Annotated in this window: 17 protein-coding genes; 2 read left to right on the top strand and 15 right to left on the bottom strand. The window is 65.8% G+C overall.

Annotated features, from left to right (window positions below; genetic code table 11):
• Positions 1-6 precede the first annotated feature (6 nt).
• Genes ASF45_RS18995 through ASF45_RS18985 form a run of 3 tightly spaced genes read right to left on the bottom strand, consistent with a single transcriptional unit; the run spans position 7 to position 2,320 of the window.
• Positions 7-534 carry a carboxymuconolactone decarboxylase family protein gene (locus ASF45_RS18995; RefSeq protein WP_156473092.1) on the bottom strand — a complete coding sequence of 176 codons (528 nt, stop codon included), beginning with the start codon at positions 532-534 and terminating at the stop codon, positions 7-9.
• Complete coding sequence (locus ASF45_RS18990) at positions 531-1,496, bottom strand: tripartite tricarboxylate transporter substrate binding protein (protein WP_056666131.1); 966 nt, start codon at positions 1,494-1,496, stop codon at positions 531-533. The genes ASF45_RS18995 and ASF45_RS18990 overlap by 4 nt, the downstream gene beginning before the upstream one ends.
• Positions 1,497-1,522: 26 nt before the next feature.
• A complete protein-coding gene (locus ASF45_RS18985; RefSeq protein WP_056666129.1) occupies positions 1,523-2,320 on the bottom strand; it encodes an SDR family NAD(P)-dependent oxidoreductase in 798 nt (265 codons plus the stop codon).
• Between the two features lie 122 nt (positions 2,321-2,442).
• Here ASF45_RS18985 and ASF45_RS18980 point away from each other — a divergent pair, with 122 nt between their 5' ends.
• Positions 2,443-3,342: a LysR family transcriptional regulator gene (locus ASF45_RS18980; RefSeq protein WP_056666126.1), complete on the top strand. Its 900-nt coding sequence runs from the start codon at positions 2,443-2,445 to the stop codon at positions 3,340-3,342.
• A 3-nt stretch (positions 3,343-3,345) separates the two neighbouring features.
• On the opposite strand, the gene ASF45_RS18975 is transcribed toward ASF45_RS18980, so the two are convergent.
• From ASF45_RS18975 to ASF45_RS18950, 6 genes are all read right to left on the bottom strand, one after another.
• The gene (locus ASF45_RS18975; protein WP_056666124.1) at positions 3,346-3,948 is read right to left on the bottom strand and encodes a hypothetical protein; all 603 of its coding nucleotides are present in this window, start codon (positions 3,946-3,948) and stop codon (positions 3,346-3,348) included.
• A 20-nt stretch (positions 3,949-3,968) separates the two neighbouring features.
• The gene (locus ASF45_RS18970) at positions 3,969-4,778 is read right to left on the bottom strand and encodes an SDR family NAD(P)-dependent oxidoreductase (protein ID WP_056666122.1); all 810 of its coding nucleotides are present in this window, start codon (positions 4,776-4,778) and stop codon (positions 3,969-3,971) included.
• Between the two features lie 8 nt (positions 4,779-4,786).
• The gene (locus ASF45_RS18965) at positions 4,787-5,785 is read right to left on the bottom strand and encodes a tripartite tricarboxylate transporter substrate binding protein (RefSeq protein ID WP_082551128.1); all 999 of its coding nucleotides are present in this window, start codon (positions 5,783-5,785) and stop codon (positions 4,787-4,789) included.
• A gap of 17 nt (positions 5,786-5,802) precedes the next feature.
• Positions 5,803-6,786, bottom strand: a complete 984-nt coding sequence (locus ASF45_RS18960) for a tripartite tricarboxylate transporter substrate binding protein (RefSeq protein WP_235580969.1) — start codon at positions 6,784-6,786, stop codon at positions 5,803-5,805.
• 124 nt (positions 6,787-6,910) lie between these two features.
• Positions 6,911-7,900 (bottom strand): tripartite tricarboxylate transporter substrate binding protein, encoded by a 990-nt coding sequence (locus ASF45_RS18955; protein ID WP_056666121.1) that lies wholly within the window; start codon positions 7,898-7,900, stop codon positions 6,911-6,913.
• Between the two features lie 124 nt (positions 7,901-8,024).
• Positions 8,025-8,756 carry an alpha/beta fold hydrolase gene (locus tag ASF45_RS18950; protein WP_235580968.1) on the bottom strand — a complete coding sequence of 244 codons (732 nt, stop codon included), beginning with the start codon at positions 8,754-8,756 and terminating at the stop codon, positions 8,025-8,027.
• 363 nt (positions 8,757-9,119) lie between these two features.
• Between ASF45_RS18950 and ASF45_RS18945 the strand changes: the two genes are divergently transcribed.
• Positions 9,120-9,998: an alpha/beta fold hydrolase gene (locus ASF45_RS18945; protein ID WP_082551126.1), complete on the top strand. Its 879-nt coding sequence runs from the start codon at positions 9,120-9,122 to the stop codon at positions 9,996-9,998.
• Between the two features lie 37 nt (positions 9,999-10,035).
• Here ASF45_RS18945 and ASF45_RS18940 read toward each other — a convergent pair whose 3' ends face one another.
• From ASF45_RS18940 to ASF45_RS18915, 6 genes are read right to left on the bottom strand one after another with little or no spacing between them, the layout of a single operon-like run.
• Positions 10,036-11,370, bottom strand: coding sequence for an MmgE/PrpD family protein (locus tag ASF45_RS18940; RefSeq protein WP_056666115.1), 1,335 nt, complete (start codon positions 11,368-11,370; stop codon positions 10,036-10,038).
• Entirely contained in the window at positions 11,357-12,253 is an 897-nt protein-coding gene (locus ASF45_RS18935; protein ID WP_235580967.1) for an alpha/beta fold hydrolase, read from the bottom strand. Before ASF45_RS18935 ends, ASF45_RS18940 begins: the two co-directional genes overlap by 14 nt.
• Positions 12,250-13,227: a tripartite tricarboxylate transporter substrate binding protein gene (locus ASF45_RS18930; protein WP_056666112.1), complete on the bottom strand. Its 978-nt coding sequence runs from the start codon at positions 13,225-13,227 to the stop codon at positions 12,250-12,252. Before ASF45_RS18930 ends, ASF45_RS18935 begins: the two co-directional genes overlap by 4 nt.
• Positions 13,224-14,429 carry a 3-oxoadipyl-CoA thiolase gene (pcaF, locus tag ASF45_RS18925; protein WP_056666109.1) on the bottom strand — a complete coding sequence of 402 codons (1,206 nt, stop codon included), beginning with the start codon at positions 14,427-14,429 and terminating at the stop codon, positions 13,224-13,226. The genes ASF45_RS18930 and pcaF overlap by 4 nt, the downstream gene beginning before the upstream one ends.
• Positions 14,430-14,439: 10 nt before the next feature.
• Positions 14,440-16,494 (bottom strand): 3-hydroxyacyl-CoA dehydrogenase NAD-binding domain-containing protein, encoded by a 2,055-nt coding sequence (locus ASF45_RS18920; RefSeq protein ID WP_056666107.1) that lies wholly within the window; start codon positions 16,492-16,494, stop codon positions 14,440-14,442.
• Positions 16,494-18,578, bottom strand: coding sequence for an acetate--CoA ligase family protein (locus ASF45_RS18915; RefSeq protein ID WP_056666965.1), 2,085 nt, complete (start codon positions 18,576-18,578; stop codon positions 16,494-16,496). Before ASF45_RS18915 ends, ASF45_RS18920 begins: the two co-directional genes overlap by 1 nt.
• Positions 18,579-18,581: the final 3 nt, after the last annotated feature.

The following is an 18,581-nucleotide window of genomic DNA, read 5'->3' as shown; positions in this document are numbered from 1 at the left end:
CCTCCGTCAGTGGGAGATGTTCAGTGCCACGAGGAAGCGCGACACCATGTTGTAGGCTGCCACCGTGGCCACCAGCTCCACGACCGCCTGCGGATCGCGTCCTTCGTTGACGCGTGCCATCAACGCTGCGGGAACCTTGACGTCACGCGTCATGTGATCCGTCAGCTCCAGCAGCAGCTTTTCTTCCGAAGAGAACAGGTTGCCAGGCGACGCCTCGCGCAACGCGTCGATCTTGGCCTGCGGAAACCCCGCCTTCAACGCGTGAGGGACGTGCGCGTCGAACTCGAATGCGGCGTCGTTGAGCACTGCCACGCGCAGGATGACCATTTCACGCAGGTCGGCCGGCACGCCGGTGCGGTTGCGCACCGCGGTCAGCATGGCTTCCCAGCCGGCGGCGATGGCCGGACTGTTCAGCAGCACCTGGTACAGCAGAGATATGCGGCCGCGCTCAGCCAGGATGCGCGCTTCGGTCTCGGCCAGCTCGGGTCGCGTGCCGGGCGTTACAAGGGGCACGCGGATGTGGTCGGTGCTCATTCGTCCGCCTTGATGTTGCGTGCCTTGATCAACGCGGCCCACTTGGCCGTGTCGGTCTTCAGCAATGCGGCAAGTTCTTGCGTCGTGGAGGACTTCGGTTCGGCACCACCGTGCAACAACTTGGCGTTGGTTTCAGGGTGCGCAATTGCGTCGCGCACAGCCTTGTTCAGTTGCTCCACCACGGCCGCCGGCGTCTTGGCCGAAACGAACAAGGCGTACCAGTTGTTGGTGTCCACCGCCTTGATGCCTTGCTCTTCGAACGTCTTCACGCCGGGCAACGACGGATGGCGCTTGCTGGCGGCAATGCCAATGGCCTTGAGGCGACCGCCTTGGACCTGGGACATGATGGCCGGCACATCCGCGAACACGCCCTGAACCTGACCGCCCATCAAGTCGGTGAAGGCCGGCGCCATGCCCTTGTACGGCACATGCAGGAATTTCGCGCCTGTCGACTCCTCCAACTGGATCAAGGCCAGATGCGGAATGCTGCCAGAGCCCGAAGAGGCCATGGGCGTCGATTCCTTGCGAGCCTTGGCGGCCTTCACGAACTCAGCGGCATCGGTCACCGGCGTCTTGGCATTGACCACCAGCGCCTCCACATTGTTCGCCACCAGCGAGACGGGCAGGAAGTCTCGTTGCGTGTTGTACCCAGGCTTCTCCGCGAGGGTCGGGTTGATAGCTGCAGCGCCCACGCTGGTGATCCACAGGGTGCTTCCATCAGCTTCGGATCGCAGCGTCTCCAAAGCGCCGAGTGCGCCGTTCGCTCCCGGCTTGTTCTCAACGATGACAGGCCGCTTGAGCTCGCGAGCAAGTTGCTCAGCCAAGGTGCGGGCAACGAAGTCAACAGGACCGCCGGGACTGAAAGAGCTGACGATGCGGACTGGCTTGCCGCTCGTCTGTGCATGGGCAAGCGGAACCAGGGTGAAAGCCATGGCGGCTGTGAGCAGGTGACGTTTCTTCATGATGTGGCTTCGCAAGGGATGGGGTATCAGTCGCAGCGCGCGGTCATGCCGCCATCGACGACGAGTTCGGTGCCCGTCACGAAGCGAGCTTCATCACTGGCCAGGTACAGGGCAGCGCTGGCGGTGTCGCGGCCATCGCCCATGAAGCCCAGCGGAATGCGCTTGACACGGGAGGCGAGGAGCCCTTCGACGTCACCACCGGTGCGCTGCTTGGCCAGCCGGACTTCGACCATGGGCGTATGCAGCTGACCCGGCACCACGGTGTTGACGCGCACACCGTCCGGTGCGTGCTGTACGGCGACTACCCGAGAGAGGTGGATCACGCCAGCCTTGCTCGCTGCGTACGCCACTTGCGCGCTGCCCGTCCAGCGCATGCCGGAGGTCGAGGCCACGTTCACGATGGCGCCGCGCTTGCGCTCCACCATCAGCGGCAGAACGTACTTGCAGGTCAGGAAGACACTCTTCAGATTGATGTCGATCTGGCTGTCCCAGGCCTCTTCGCTCAACTGCACAGGGCCGCCAGCGGCCGAGCCGCCAACGTTGTTGATCAAAATGTCCGGGGCGCCGTAGGCAGCGACACAGGCCTCGACCATGGCCTGCACGCTGGCGGCGCTGGTCACGTCGCAGATGCACGTGGTGATGGACGCCGCCGCATCGCCCGCCAGCGACAGGGTCTCGTTCAGGCGCTCCTTGTCGCGGTCCACGGCAAGCACTTTTGCCCCTTCCTCGGCCAAACGAACTGCCATCGCGCGGCCGTTGCCCCAACCCGCGCCGACGCAACCCGCGCCGGTCACGATGGCGATCTTCGATTCAAACCTCTTCATGCCCTTGCTCCTCGTAGTTCCAGCAGTCCGGCAGGTGGCCGACTCGCTGCATGGATCAAGTTTGCGAGAACGGCTCCCAAAGTTAAACTCGATGACAGCTATATCGACTATGTTCTAACGCTATGGATTTGCGGCAGTTGGAGTATTTCGTTGCCGTGGTCGAGCAAGGCAGCTTCAGCCGAGCGGCCACGGCCCTCAACCTCGCCCAGCCCAGCGTCAGCCGGCAGATCGCGCTGTTGGAGGAAGAGTTGGGCCAACGCCTGCTTGAACGCACTGGTCGCGGTGTTTCAGCGACGGACGCAGGTCACGCCTTGTTGGCTCACGCGCACGTGATGCTGAACGCTGCCAAGCAGGCGCTGTCCGATCTGAAGGACATGCATGCGGAGCCGGTCGGGCGCGTCGTGGTGGGGCTGCCGCACCACGTGGCAATGGGTCTGGCAGTGCCGCTGATCCGCCAATTTCGCCAGCGCTTTCCCAACGCGCTGCTGTCGGTTGTCGAAGGGCTCAGTCTGTCGTTGCGCGAAGGGCTGGTGGCAGGCCGCATTGACCTTGGCCTGCTGTTCGACCCCGCTCCGACACCTCTTCTGGCCTATGAAGACCTGACCCGCGAGCGCATGGTCTTGGTTGCGCCGAAGGGATTCCGGCTGGACAAGCAGGTGGGATTGACCGCGCTGGCAGAGTTTCCGTTGGTGCTGCCGGGCTCGCACAACCCGATTCGCACCTTGGTGGACGCCGTGTTGCTACCTCGTCGCATCAGCCTGAACGTCGTTGCGGAGGTCGGCGCAGTGCACACCGCGCTCAGCGTGGTCGAAGATGGCTTGGCATGCTCGATCCTGCCCGAGAGCGCCTTGCAACTGAGCAGGCGGCCTGCCCGAATTCACTCCGCCCCCATCGGTCCGCCCGCCATGCGAAACCTGCTTGTGCTGGCCATGCCCCGCGCACGCCCCGCAAGTCGCCTGATCGCAGAGACTGCCAAGCTGCTTCGCGAACTTGGACACCGAAAAGAAGGCGCGGACGACTGACTTTCAGTCGACCAAGGAAAACATCGTGCGCACTGTCGCCGTGAACCGCGGCCGCACGCGCGAACTCCAAGCCGTGTTGCGCACCGCCAGCCAGGGCGGGGACCCCATGGCTTGCGCATCGACCAAGTCGTAGCAAGCCAGTGAACTTGGCCCTGTGTCGTAGTTCAGGAACCGCTGCGCGCGCACGCAGCCAGGAACACCGGCCAGTCCCGGCAGGTGCTCGCGGGCATACCAGTGCTGCAGCTCCGCTTCCCAGCCGGCCTGCGGGGTCATCTCGACGGCGTAGTGGACCGCTGGGTGTTGACCATGGCTCGCGCCGTCCAGCGTTTGCATGAGCGCCAAACGGGAAAGCTCGACGCCCACGCCCATCGCCGAAAGGCCCGCAACGCTCTCGGGCGCAAGCACTGGCAATGCAATGCGCTCGGGAAGGTCCAGGTAGACGTAGGCCGTGCCCGTTTCCTTCAACCAGGCGCAGCGCCCAGGCGAAGCACCAAGATCGCGCAGGTCCGGCAGGCCTTCCAGGCACTTGCGCAAGCTGTTCAGCGCATCTGGTGCAACGCGCATGCGCAGCAGCAGAACGTCAGTCGGAAGATGGGAGTGCAGCATTGGGTCTTCGAGTGTCGCGCTCAGCCCCGCTTGCAGAGCAGGCCTCCGTCTACGGGCAGCAGAACGCCCGTCACGTACCGGGCCTCTTCCGACGCCAGGAACACCGCCGCATTCGCAACGTCCCAGCCAGTTCCCATGCGCTGCATGGGCACCAGCGCCTCGCGCTCGGCGCGGACCACATCCCGCGAAACGCCGCGCTCCATGGCTCTGCGCTCGATGGCCATTGGCGTGTCGATCAGGCCGGGCAGGATCGCGTTGGCGCGGATGCCATGCGCCGCGTTCTCCATGGCTAGGTGCTGCGTGAAAGCGTTGACAGCGCCCTTGCTGGTCTTGTAGGTCACGGTGGGCCGCGCTGCCATCGAAGCGGTGGAAGACACGTTGATGATGCTGCCAGAGCCTTGCTGAACCATTTGGGGCAGCACATGCTTGCACGTCATGAACATGCCCTTGAGGTTCATCGCCATGATCTCGTCCCACATCTCTGCATCCATGTCGGCGGTCCGTCGGTCACCTTTGGACCGGCCCACGTTGTTGTGCAGGATGTCGATGCGACCATAGCGTTCAACACAGGTAGCCGCAATGGTGCGGCAGTCACCCTCCTGGGTGATGTCTGCACGCAGCACGCTCGCCGGCGACCCGTAGCCTACGACTGCATCAAGCGTGGCCTGCGCCAGTTCCTCCTGAATGTCCACCAGCAAGAGGGTGGCACCTTCCTGCGCAAAACGTTCGGCAACAGCGCGACCATTGCCAACCGTGTCGCCGGCCAACTGGCCCGCGCCCACGATGACGGCGACCTTGCCGTGCAGTCTTCCTTTTGATTGCTCTTGCATGTCGTGTATCAGTCGATGGTGACCTTGCCTTCGACCACGACTTTGCGCCAACGAGCCTCTTCAGCGCGCATGAGCTGCGTCATCTGTGCGGGCGTGTTTGCCGCAACTGTCAGACCCTCATGCGCCAGTCGCTCCTTGTAAGCAGGAGCCTCTGCGGCTTTGCGCACGGCGGCGTTGATGGTCGCGATCACGTCTGGCGGTGTTCCCGCCGGCGCGAACAGGGCGTACCAGACGTCAGCCTCGTACCCCGGCAAGGTTTCCGCGATGGTGGGCACGTCCTTGTAAGCAGGACTACGCCGGGTGGAGGTGACGCCGATGGGCCGCATCTTGCCGCCTGTCACCAGCTTGGCCACGCCGCCCGCGGTTCCAAACAGGAGGTCAACTTGGCCGCCGATCAGGTCGTTGTAGGCGGGACCAGCACCGCGATACGGCACGTGCGCGATGTCAACCTTGGCCATGGTCTTGAACAACTCACCAGCCAAGTGCACCGCAGACCCGTTGCCGGATGATGCATAGGTCAATTTGCCCGGTGTGGCCTTGGCCGCAGCGATGACATCCGCCACGGTTTTGTAGGGGCTGTCTGCCTTCGTCACCAACACATTGGGGCCGGTGCAGATGAGGGCGACCTCGGTAATGTCCTTGTCCGTGTCGTAGGGAAGCTTCTTGACCAACGAGTCGTTGATGGCGATGGCGGACGTGGTCATCAACAGCGTATGGCCGTCTGCGGGAGCCTTCGCCACCAAGTCGGTGCCGATCACGGTACCGGCGCCTGGCTTGTTGTCGATGATGAGCGCCTGTCCCAGCTCCTTCTGCATGCCGATGATGAGCGCACGGCCAACCACGTCGGTACCGCCGCCAGGCGTGAACGGCACCACGATGCGGATGGTACGAGAGGGAAACTTGTCAGCGGCGCGGGCGCCAAAGCTGGCCAGGGCGAGCGTAGCGGGTGCCAAGCTGCCTGCGCGCAGCATGCGGCGGCGCGACACGGTGGTGTTGAGAGTGAACATGGTCGTGGTCCTGATGCTTAGAAATCGATGCGGATGCCCGCTTCCTTCACGGCCTTGCCGATCTTTTTAAGGTCGTCGGCAATGAGCTGTCGGAACTCGGCAGGCGTGGACTGCGTCGGGACGAACGACAGCTCCGCGAACTTGGCCTTCAGCGCCGGAACCTGCACCGCTTTGCCAATTTCTGCATTCAGGCGTTCGACGATGGCGGGAGGCAGATCGGCGGGGCCCCAAATGCCGTACCAGGACAGCAGTTCGAATCCGGGCATGCCGCTTTCCGCTAGGGTGGGCACATCGGGAAGTGCAGGAATGCGCGTCTTGCTGGTCACGGCAAGAGGTCGCAACCGGCCAGCCTGAACGAAAGATGTCACGCCAGGCATAGGCGAAATCGCGGCCGACACATGACCACCGACCACGTCGGTCAGTTGGGGTACCGCGCCTTTGTAGGCCACGATTTCCATCTGCAGGCCCATTGCGCGGTTGACCATTTCTTCGCTCAGATGGCTGGTCGTTCCCAAACCTGATGTTGCCCAGGTGTACTTGCCGGGATTGGCTTTCGCAAGCTTGACGAACTCGTTGAAGGTCTTGGCCGCCACGTCGTTGTTGATCGCCACAATCAACGGGACGAAGCCGATCTGACCGACAGGAGTGAAGTCCCGTTCGGCGTCGTAGCTTTTCTTGGCAAGCACCAGCGGGAGGTAGGCCTGGCTGGACGCATTGAACAGCAGCGTGTAGCCGTCGGCCTTGGCCCTCTTCACGTTCAAAGCGCCGAGCACGCCGGACGCTCCTGGCGTGTTCTCGATCACGATGGGCTGGCCGAGCTGGCGCTGCAGCTGGTCGGCCACCATGCGCCCGACGTTGTCGATGGAGCCGCCGGGCGTGTAGGGAATCACCATGCGGATCGGCTTGTGCGGGTACTCCTGCGCGCTGGCGGCGTTGCCGGCCAGCAGTGCGTAAGCTGCGAGGGCGAGTGTCAGAAGGGGGCTACGGATGGGTTTGAACAAAGTGGGTCTCCGGTGAACGATGGAAAGCGCTTTGCCCGCCGTGCTGCGCGGCGTTGGCGCTTGTCGGGATGGCCAGCGGGGCCGTGCGCCCGCAGGGGTCGTGGCGCTGAACCTGGCTTCTGCGCTACTTGGAGATCACGTCGGTCTTGACGAGCCTGGCCCACCGCGCGATTTCGGCGCGCACGAAGGTCTCGTACTCTGCTGGCGTTCCCGTCTGGGCAACCATGCCTTCATGCACCAGCTTGGACTTGAAGAAGTCGGTGCCTGCCGCTTTGCGAATCGCTGCATTGAGTTTCTCGATGACCGCAGCCGGCGTGCCGGTGGGGGCATGGAAGCCGTACCAACCTTCCGAGGCGTAGCCGGGAACCCCTGCTTCGACCATGGTGGGAACGTTCGGATAGGCGCTTGAGCGCGTGGCCGACGACACGGCCAATGGCCGGAGCTTGCCGTTGTCGATGAACGGGCCGACCGATCCCGACGTGGCGAACAGAATGTCGGTCTGGCCCCCCAGCAGGTCGGTGAGCGCCGGGGCCGACCCCTTGTACGTGATGTGCTGAATCTGGACTTTGGCCAGGTCCGCGAACAGCGCGCCGGCGAGATGGGACGAAGTGCCGTTGCCCGGTGATGCGTAGGTCAGGCTGTTGGGCTTGGCCTTGGCCGCATCGACGATGTCTTTGACGGACTTGTACGGGCTGTCCGCGCGCACGACCAGCACGTTCGGAGAGCGCACCACCATGGCAACGGGGATGAAGTCTTTCTCGGTCGAGTAGGGCAGCTTGTCCATCAGGCTTGGATTGACCGAATGCGCGATGGAAGACGCCAGCAAGGTGTAGCCGTCCGGCGCACTCTTGGCCACCAGGTCGGTTCCGATGATGGTCCCCGCGCCCGGCTTGTTCTCCACGAACACCGGTTGACCGAACTCCTTGCTCAGTTCCACCGCCAGTGTGCGCGCGATCAGGTCTGCGCCTCCACCCGGTGCGAACGGCACCACCAGCTTGATGGCCTTGTCAGGGAACGCCGCGTGGGCGGCGGCCAGGCCCAAGACAAGGGTGGCCGTGACGGCTGCGACCACTCTGGCGCAGGACTGGATGGACCGATGGACGGGATGTGGCATGCGAGTCTCCGATGGTTTTGAATGAATGCGAGGGCGGGGTGCCGATCTCGTCAGTGTGTTGATGCCAAGGCCTGTGGGCACGCCCGCGCTGGACATCCAGGCCTACGCATCGGAAAGGCCGCGGCTAGGCGCCTACCGGGGCGGCGGTCACGCCCCGCACAAATGCGGCGATGGCATCTGCCATGGCACGCGGCTGCTCGGGCGCCATGGCATGGCCCGCGTCGCGGATCACCTGTACGGTGACGCGCTCGCCCAGGTAGGCCTTCATGACGTGTGGCACGACCACGGCGTCGTGCTCGGCTTGCAGGTCCAGGATCGGCACCTGCGTGCCGGCCGAGAAGTAGTCGTCCACCGGTGTGTTGATGCGCGCATGGCTCTGCGCCTCGTGCGCGGCAGCGCTCCAGCCATCGAGCCAGACGCGCGGGTCGTGGCCGGGCGCGAAGAAGGCCCGGCGCAGGCAGTCGACACGTTGCGCCTCTGGCAGGGTCATATCGCCCGCGCCGTCGATGGCATCGCGCAGACGGCTGTAGGGCTTCTCGGTGGAGCCCGGCGGCAGCTTGCCCGCGGACGCGGCCGCCATCACCACACCACGCACCAGGTCGGGCCGGTCGGCCGCCAGCATGCGCGCGGGCTGGCTGCCCCATGCATGGCCGACGACGACGACGGGGCCGGTATTTGCATGGTCCAGTACCGCTGCCACATCGGCGGCGAAGTCGTGCAGGCTGAGCGCGTGCATCGGACCTGCGCTCTGGCCGATGCCTCGTGGTTCAGGACGGATCACGCGAAACCCGTCACGCTGCAACATTGCAGCCACCTCGTCGTAGTCGCGCCCGGAGCGTGCCAGCGAAGGGAGCATGCAGACAACTGGTCCGGTGCCTTGATCCGCATACTCGATCTGAACCGGCTCCGCGCCAGACTGCGGTGTGTAGCGGACCAGACGGCGGGTCGCACCACTTGTCTCTGTCGGTGTGTTGTTCATGGGACGCAGTCTGGGCTTCGCAGAGCCCAAGCAAAAGCTATGGGCGCCTATACCAGCTATGTTGTTCAGCTATTGCAAATGTGAACCCCTGTCGGTTCCGGACGAGTTCCAAAGAGTGGAACTTGGGGCTGTCCTTTGAAGATCGCTGTCGGTACAAGTCAGCACCACTTCAACCAGGAGACCTCTTTGACTCGACCCTCTGCCCTCTCACTGAACGCACCTGATGCCAGCAGCATACGAATGCGGCGCCGCACACTGCTGGCGGGCGCGACCGGTTCGCTCGTTGCGCTGACAGGCTGTGCAACGTCGGCGGGGATACCGGTTCGGCGCAGCTTCCAATCTGCAGGTGTCGAAATCAGCTACCTGCAGGCTGGCGAAGGCGAAACCGTCGTCCTCACGCATGGCTTCTCGAGCAGTGCCGAGCGGCAGTGGGTGGACACCGGCGTTTTTCAGAAGCTCGCGGCGCGGTACCGGGTGTACGCGCTCGACGGCCGCGGTCATGGCCTGAGCGGCAAGCCCCACGATGCTGCGCAGTACGGCCCGCAGGCAGCGCAAGATGCCATTCGCTTGCTCGATCATGTCGGCCAGGCGCGCGGGCACATCGTGGGCTATTCCCTCGGAGCGATCCTGACGGGCTACCAGGTAGTCCAGTCGCCAGAGCGCTTCAAGACCTGCGTACTCGCTGGTGCGACGCCGCGCTTTCGGTGGACGGCAGATGACCAGCGCAGGCTGGACATTGAAGCGTCCGAGATGGAAGTCGGATCGAAGAAATCGCAGATTCTGCGGCTGTGGCCCAAGGGCCAGCCGGCGCCGTCCGATGAGGTGATCCGCCAGATGTCTGCAAAGGACTTGGCCGGGCAGGACTACCGCGCCTTGGCCGCATCTCGGCGAGGTGGCGCGCGCGCACTGCTCTCGCCCGAGCAGGTGAGTGCCATCCGTGTGCCGACGTTGGGTATCGTCGGCACAGCCGACCCCTACCTGGCCGAGTTCCGGGCGATGCACGCGTTGAACCCGGCCATGGAGCTTGTCACTGTCGACGGTGCCTCGCATTCCACAGCGCCGGCCAGGCCGGAGCTTGCTGCGGCGTTGCTCGCTTTCCTTGATCGGCACCGGGGCTGAGTGCCGCCGGGCGCATCTCACTGAACGCGGTCAGGCGTCAGACCAGCCGCTGCAGGTCAGTGGCTTGGTCAAGGCTCCAGATGCGCTGCAGCAAGCCGGAGGCCCGCTGCTCGCCGATCACTGGCGTCGCCAGTTCGAGAAACTTGCTTTCCAGCTCCGCATCGGACAGCGGCAGCTCTGGGTCGCCCTTCCGGTTGGGCTGCAGGTGCACCAGCTTCTCGCCTCCGCGAGTTGTGATTTCCAGCCGCGCGGCGCGCTGCCCTGGGAACGCCGCGTCGATCTGTGGATCAATGCGCGCGTCGATGCGCGTGATGAGCTCGCGTGTGCGCTGGTCGTCAAGTTGCTCAGGTTCGTAAGCTGCCAGCCGCACGCTGCCGCGCACCAGCGCCGTAGCCACGACGTAGCGAAGGCTGAAGCGGGCCTCATTGGCGGTCGTCGGCCGCTCGTAGCACGCGATGTCCAGGGCCGGCTTGTACGTGTCGATCTGGACATGGGCGATGTCCTGCGGCTGCAGGCCGTGCAACTCGCGCAGTGCAAGCGCAGCATCGATGGCGGCGAAGGTGTGCCCGCAGCCAATGTGGTTCTTGAAGGTCAGGCGCGTGATGTGGAAGTCTCGGCCCAACGTCGCGCCGGCTTGAGACCAGTCCGGCCCGTTGCTCATCGCCTTGCCCAGGCCGGCCTCGCCGTCGAGCACATCCAGCGAACCCGTCACTCCGCGCGCGGCCATCTGAGCGGCCAACAGGCCGGCCTCCGCGGCGCGACCGGCGTGCAGCGGCTTCGACATGGAATCCATGCGGAAAGCCTGTTGCAGTCCGGCAGTGAAGGTGGCAGCCGTCGCGAGGGCATGGGCGAAAGGCTGCGCGCCCAGGCCGAGCGCGCCGCCAGCGGCGGCCGCAGCCCCGAAGCTGCCGACGGTTCCTGTGTTGTGCCAAAACTTGTAGTGGGGTCGGCCCATGACCACACCGATGCGCGTGGAGACCTCGTAGCCGAGCACCAGCGCCCGCAGGAAGTCCAGGCCGGTGGCCCCTGTATCCTGGCTGGCCGCCAACGCTGCGGCGATGGTGGCGGCGCCTGGGTGGTACATCGCGTCCCGGAAGCTGTCATCCACCTCGGCCGCATGTGCGGCCGTGCCGTTGTACAGCGCCGCGGCTCGAGCTGTGGCGCTGCGTCCATTGCCCAGGCGTGCGCGGCCATGGTCCAGGTCTTCTGCCAGCACTTGTTCGAGCTGGGCCAGCGGGTCTGCAGCCAGGCCAGGGAACAGCGAGGCGTACCAGTCGATGACGGCGCGCTTGGCATGGTGGATCACGTCATCGGTGAGGACGGTGTGGCGGTACTCTTCGGCGTAGCGCCCGAACACTTCAGTGGCGTGCATGGTGTGATGGTCTTTCAAATGTTGGGGATAAGGCCAGCCAGTCGCGCAGCAGCGCATTGATGGCCGGCGCAGATTCGTACTGCACCCAGTGACCGGCGTCCGCCACGATGGCGGTGCGGCTGCGCGGATGGCAGGCTGCCAGCTCTGGTGCCAGCAGGTCGGGCGTCGCGGTGACGTCATGGGCGCCCCAAACCAGCAGCACCGGGCAAGCAGCTTGGTGCAACAGGGCGTGAAGGCCGCCCGCGCGTGAGATGCCCTTGCTCCTGAAACGCGTCTGCAGGCAAGCCTCGGTGTGGACACGCAGGGCCAGCGGGTCGGCGCTGTCTGGCTGGTGGAGCATGTGGGCGAGGAGGTTGTGTCGCATGACCTGGGCCAGCGCCGCGGCGTCATCAACCGCATGACGCCACGACACCAGCTCGGACCTTGGGCGCCGAGGTCCACCGTGCCCTGCAGGTCCCAGCAACGCCAGCCGGTCCACTCCGCGTCGAGCGACAGCCACGTGCGCCGCCACCAGCCCGCCGAAGGAGAAGCCGGCCAAGTCGATGGATGTCGACGGGCCCAGCAAGGTATCGAGGCTACCGGTCAGCCGGTCCAGCAGCGAGCCCATCGTCGGCTCGGCAGGCGCATCGGAATCGCCATAGCCAGGCATGTCCGGCACCCACACGCTGCGGCGCGTGGTCAAGGCTTCGACGTTGCGCACCCAATGCTGCCAACTGCCATGTCCTCCGTGCAAGAGCACGAGAGGTCGGCCGGAGCCCAACGTCCACCACACGACCTGCCCACCATGGCTTTGCACGACGTGACGCTGCATGCGCTGTTCCAGCGCTGCCATCCGGTCGCCTGCAGGTTGCTCGTCGTGTTGCATGGTGCGCAGCAGGTTCATTCCATCTTGATGGACTGGTCCTTGATAACACGCTTCCACTTGGCTTCCTCTTCGCGAACGATGCGCGCGGTCTCCTGCGGACTGTCCATGGTGAGCGCCAGACCCTCCGCAGCAGCGCGGCGCTGAAAGGCCTCCGTCTGCGCGGCACGTTTGATCGCTGCGTGCAATTGTTCAATGACGGCAGGCGGCGTCGCGCCCGGTACGAATACCCCGTACCACACGTCCGCGTCGTAGCCAGGGACGCCCGACTCGGCAAAAGTCGGCACATCGGGCAGCAGCGGCGAGCGCTTGGCGCTGGTCACGGCCAATGCGCGCAGTTTGCCGCCCGCGAGCATGGGCGCCACGCTGGGCAGGGTACCGAAGGCCAGGTCGATCTGGCCAGCGATCACGTCGTTGATGACCGGCGCGGCTCCCCGGTAAGGCACATGGGTGACAAACACCTTGGCCGTGCTCTTGAGCAATTCAGCCGCGAGGTGCGTAGAGGTGCCGTTGCCGGCCGAGCCATAGGCCATCTGCCCCGGCTTGGCGCGGGCCTGCGCGACGAACTCCGCAGCGGACTTGAGCGGGCTCTCGGTCCGCACCACCGCAACGTTCGGTGCGCGGCCCAGCAGCATGACCGGCGCGAATGCGGTCTCCGCAGGGTACGGCAGCTTGGGGTGCAGGCTGGGCACGATGGCGATGGCGCTCGTGTTCAGCAGCAGGGTGTGGCCGTCGGGCGGGCTCTTGGCCAGCGCGTCATTGCCGATCACCGTGCCGGCGCCAGACTTGTTGTCCACAATCACTGGCTGGCCCAGGTCGCGCGACAGCGCATCGCCAAGGGCGCGCGCCATGGCGTCGGTACCGCCGCCGGCAGGAAAGGGAACGATCATCCGCAGCGGCTTGCTGGGGAATGCCTGTCCCATGGCCCACGGGCTGACCACGGCAGCAGCCAGCCCGGCCGAAAGCAAGCGTCGCAGGTAGACGCGGCGCCTCATACGCGCTCCAGAACCACGGCGATGCCTTGGCCAACGCCGATGCACATCGTGGCCAGGGCGTATCGCCCTCCGCTGGCGTGAAGTTGGTTGACGGCCGTGGTGGCGAGACGGGCGCCCGAAGCACCCAGAGGATGGCCCAGAGCGATGGCACCGCCGTTCGGGTTGACGCGGGCGTCGTCGTCCGCCAGGCCCAGGTCGCGCAGCACCGCAAGGCCCTGCGCTGCGAATGCCTCGTTCAGTTCGATCACGTCCATTTGCGCAAGCGTCAACCCCGCCAATGCAAGCACCTTGCGCGTCGCCGGCGCCGGCCCCATGCCCATGATGCGAGGCGGCACACCGGCCGTGGCCATGGCGACCACACGCGCACGCGGCGTCAAGCCGTGCCGCGCCGCACCGCCTTCGCTGGCTAGCAGCAGCGCGCAGGCGCCGTCGTTCACGCCGGATGCGTTGCCCGCCGTGACCGTGCCGTCCGGACGGACCACCCCTTTGAGCTTCGCCAACGTCTCCAGGCTGGTCTCGCGCGGGTGCTCGTCGCGCGACACGACCAGCGCGTCACCCTTCTTCTGCGGCACAGTCACCGGCACGATTTCTGCGTCGAAGAACCCGCGCTGCTGTGCGGCAACGGCCTTGCGCTGAGAGGCCAGGGCCATGCGATCTTGGTCCACGCGGGAAATGCCGTAGTCGGTGGCCACGTTCTCGGCCGTCTCGGGCATGCTGTCCACGCCATGCAAGGTCTTCATGCGCGGGTTGATGAGCCGCCAGCCGATGGTCGTGTCCTCGATCTTTGCCGCGCGTGAAAACGCACTCTCAGCCTTGCCCATCACGAACGGTGCGCGGCTCATGCTTTCGACGCCGCCGGCCAGCATCAACTCCGCTTCGCCGGACTTGATGGCGCGTGCCGCCGTGCCCAGTGCATCCAGCCCTGATCCGCACAACCGGTTCACGGTGCCGCCGGGCAGACCGACAGGCAGGCCGGCAAGCAGCGCGGACATCCGCGCGACATTGCGGTTGTCCTCGCCGGCCTGGTTGGCGCAGCCGTAGATGATGTCCGCGACAGCTTCCCAGTCCAGTGTGGGGTGGCGTGCCATCAGCGCCTTCAAAGGCACGGCGCCCAGATCGTCGGCGCGAACCGACGACAGGCTGCCGCCGTAGCGGCCGAAGGGGGTGCGAACCGCGTCGCAGATGTAAGCGTGCAGCGTCATGGTGACTGTCTCATTGAAATAGTTGATGGAGGTCGCCGCGCACGAAGCCCGGCCCACTGCGCTCGGCGAGCATGTCGACCTCGCGTGCCAGGGCTTCCTGGCCGCGCGTACGCGCCCAGAACACAGGCCCGCCTTCCCAGCGGGGGAAGCCATAGCCGTTGACCAGTGCGACGTCGATGTCCGTGGCATGCGCAGCAACGCCGTCGGCCAGCAGCAGCGCCGCCTCATTGACCAGGGCAAGAAGAACTCGGCGCTGCACTTCTTCATCGTCGATGGTCCGCGGCACGATGCCCTTCTCGGCGCGCGCCTGCGCGATCAACGCGTGCGTGCCTTCGTCCATTTCGGCCTTGCCCCCCTCGGGGTAGCGGTAGTAACCGGCGCCAGTCTTGCGACCCAGGCGCCCGGCTTCGCACAGCCGGTCTGCAATGTGCACGTAGCGTGCGGACGGCTCGCGGGTGGCCGCCTGCGCCTGCCGCATGCGCCAGGCGATGTCCAGGCCCGACAGGTCGGCCACCGCGAAGGGGCCCATGGCGAAGCCGAAGCGCTGGAGGGCGGCGTCCACCTGCTCGGGCCAAGCGCCTTCCTCGATCAGAAACTCGCACTGGCGTCGGTAGGCCGCGTAAAGCCGGTTTCCGACGAAGCCAAAGGCATTGCCCGTCAACAGCGGCAGCTTGCCAAGCTTGCGAGCCACGGCCAGGCCGGTTGCCAGAGCATCGGGAGCAGTCGCCTTGCCGCGCACCACCTCCATAAGACGCATCACGTTGGCAGGACTGAAGAAGTGCAGGCCGATCACATCCTGCGGTCTTGTTGTCGCGCTGGCGATAGCGTCCAGGTCCAGGTATGAGGTGTTGCTGGCGAGCACGGCGCCTGGACGGGCCACGGCGTCGATACGCGCGAATACCTGGCGCTTGACGTCCAGGTCTTCGAACACGGCTTCGATCACCAGGTCCGCTTCCGCAAGATCGTTCCATTCCAGGCTGCTGCGCAGCTTCGCCGGGCGAGACTGCGCTGTCTCGGGTGCCATCTTGCCGGCACGGACCCGGCCAGCGTAGTGGTCGTGGATGCGGGCCGAGCCACGCTCCAGCGCCGCACCGTCTTGCTCCAGCAGCAGCACCTCCAGGCCTGCATCCAGCACGGCGATGGCGATGCCTGTGCCCATCGTGCCGGCGCCGATGACCGCGACGCGGCCCACAGCGCGCGGTGTCACGTCCGCTAGGGCTGGGTGCTTCGCACTGTCGCGCTCGGCGAAGAACTGGTGACGCAGCGCCGCAGCTTCATGCGACACGCGCAACTGCTGGAACACTTCGCGCTCGCCAGCCAGCGCTGCGTCGAAGTTCTGTTCTGCAGATGCCTTCACAGCCGCAATGGCGGCGACGACCGCAGGGCGGCCTTTTCCAGCCTTCATTGCAGCGGCGGCGGCGTCTTTTACTGCCTGGGGTTCGGAAACCGGCACGGGCCGATCACGCAGGCGTTGCTTCTTGCCGGCGAGGCTCCGTGCGTAATCGACCGCAGCTGCACGAAGATTCCCCTGGACCTGCGCATCTACCAGACCGCAAGCGAGCGCCGCGGTGCTCTTCACGCGCTCGCCCGCGCACACCATGGCGATGGCACGCGGCACACCAACCAGGCGCGGCAGCCGTTGGGTGCCGCCTGCGCCGGGAATGATGCCCAAAGTGACTTCAGGCAGACCCACGACCGTGCCGGGCGCGACCACGCGCGCATCGCACCCTAAAGCGAGTTCGAATCCGCCACCCAGAGCAGCCCCATGCAGGGCTGCCACGAAAGGCTTGGCACAGGTCTCGATGGCAGCGATGACCGTCGGCAGTTGCGGCTCGGCCAGGGGCAGGCCGAACTCGCGCAGGTCCGAACCGGCGATGAAGGTGTTGCCGGCGCCGATCAGCACTGCGGCGACCAAGCTTTCGTCACGCGCCACGGCGTCGACGGCATGCAGAAGTCCGGTACGTACCGCCACCGAGCCGGCGTTGATCGGCGGGTTGTCGATACAGATGACGGCGACGTCGCCGTCGCGCTCCAGGCGAACCTGGTTCGTTGCCGGGGCGTTCATTAGGCCAGCACCACGACGCCGTCGGCCGCGCGCACACCCTGGCCCTGCGGCAGAACGAACACCGGGTTGATTTCGGCTTCGACCAGTCGGTCGCCGAGCTGCGCTGCCATCTGCGAGAACGCTACGATGGCCGTCACGAGCGCATCCGCATCCGCCTTGGGCCGGCCACGGAAGCCGTCCAACAGCGGCCAGGTCTTGAGCTGCTGCGCCATGGCCAGCGCATCGGCGCGCGACAGGCCCCCCTCCGGCGGCAGCAAGCGCATGGTGGTGTCTTTGAACAGTTCCGCGGTGACGCCTCCCATGCCCAACAAGATGGCTGTTCCCAGCGCGTCGCGGTGCATCCCCAGAATCAGCTCGGTGCCGCCTCCGACCATTTCCTGCACGAGGAAGCGTTTCGGCCGCACGCCTGCTTTGGACTCGACCTCGGCAGTCATGGCGGACAGGCGCTCTCCCACGTTGTCGGCCGTCAAGTTGACCGCCACGCCGCCCACGTCGCTCTTGTGCGTGATTTCTGCCGACAGAATCTTCAGGACTACACGGTCACCCAGCTCGCGCGCTGCGGCTTGAGCCTCGGCCGGCGTCGCCACGATGCGTTCGCCGGCGCACGGCACACCGAAGCGCGTGAACAACTGCTTGGCCTGGTATTCATCGAGCGATCCGGCCGGCAGGTCGTCCACCGCCACCGGCTGGGCCGCTGCGCTGGCATCCACCTGGGGCTTGAGCTGCGTGGCCTTGAACATCGCCTGCAGCGCTGCAGTGCAGCTCTCAGCTGCCGCGAAGGCCGGCACGCCGCGTTGCGTCAGCAAGGCACCGACTTCAGGTGCATGCGGGCTGACATAAGCGATGACGGGCTTGTCGGAGTTCGGCAGGCAGTCCTGGATGGCACCGGCCAGCAGTTCCGGCATGGCGAGGCTGGAAGAGCCGACGATGATGGTCAGTGCGTCGTAGCTGTCGCTCTTGAGCAGCACGTTGATGGCGCCGCGCAACAGGTCGGGCTTGAGGCCGGCGAGCGTCACGTCGATGGGATTGCGGTCCAGCACGGCGTGGTCACCAGTCTGCAGGGCGCGCAGTGCTTCGGCCGTGGCCGCATCCGGTGCGGGCGTGTCGAAACCGGCGATGCCCAGGTCGTCCGACACCAGGGTGCCGGCACCACCGGTGGAGGTTAGGATGGCGACGCGCTTGCCATGGAGCTTGCGGCCCGTGGCCAGCGCAGCGGGAATGTCCAGCAGGTCGGAGAAGGTCTGTGCGCGGATCACGCCGATCTGCTGGAACAGCGCGTCGTACATGCGGTCGGCACCAGCCAGGGCGCCGGTGTGCGAGACAGCTGCTTTGGCGCCGGCCTCCGAGCGGCCGATCTTGAACGCCACGACGGGCTTGCCCTTTTGGGCCGCCTTCAGGCAGGCATTGCGGAACTTGGCGGGGTCGCGCACCGTTTCCACATAGAGCGCGATGACCTTCGTGGCCTCGTCGTCGGCCAGATGGTCGATGAAGTCGGCCAGTTCCAGGTCCACCTCGTTGCTGGTGGAGATGAGCTTGGACAGGCCGATGCCGCGCGCCGCAGCACGCGAGAGCAGCGCGCCCAGGATGCCGCCGCTTTGCGACACCACGCCGATGCCACCTACAGGGAAGTGCTCCATCTCCAGTGCACCGGTGGCCGACAGCACGATGTTGTCGGTCAGGTTCACCAGGCCGATGGTGTTGGGGCCCAGGATGCGCATGCTGCCCGCGGCCTCGATCAACTGCTTCTGCCGGCGAGCGCCGTCTTCACCAGTCTCCGTGTAGCCGCTGGCGAGCACGATGGCTGCCGCGCACCCCCGGGCGGCCAGGTCGCGCACGGCCAGGTGCGCGCGCTCGGCACCCAGCAGCACGATGGCGACGTCGGGCACGCCAGGCAGTGCCGCTACGTCGGGGTAGCAGGTCAGCTCGCCGATGCGGTCGACCTTGGGGTTGACGGGGTAGATGTCGCCCTTGAAGCCGTGTTTGACAAGGTAGGACACCGGACGGCCAGCGGTCTTTCCTGCGTCGGCCGATGCGCCGATCACTGCGACGCTGCGCGGCTGGAGCAGGCGGGAAATGGCGTTCATGGT

Source organism: Pseudorhodoferax sp. Leaf265, from assembly GCF_001422365.1.
In the GTDB taxonomy this organism is placed as follows: Bacteria; Pseudomonadota; Gammaproteobacteria; order Burkholderiales; family Burkholderiaceae_C; genus Pseudorhodoferax.
Note: the sequence above shows the minus strand (reverse complement) of the source record. Positions and strands in the feature narration are given on the sequence as shown.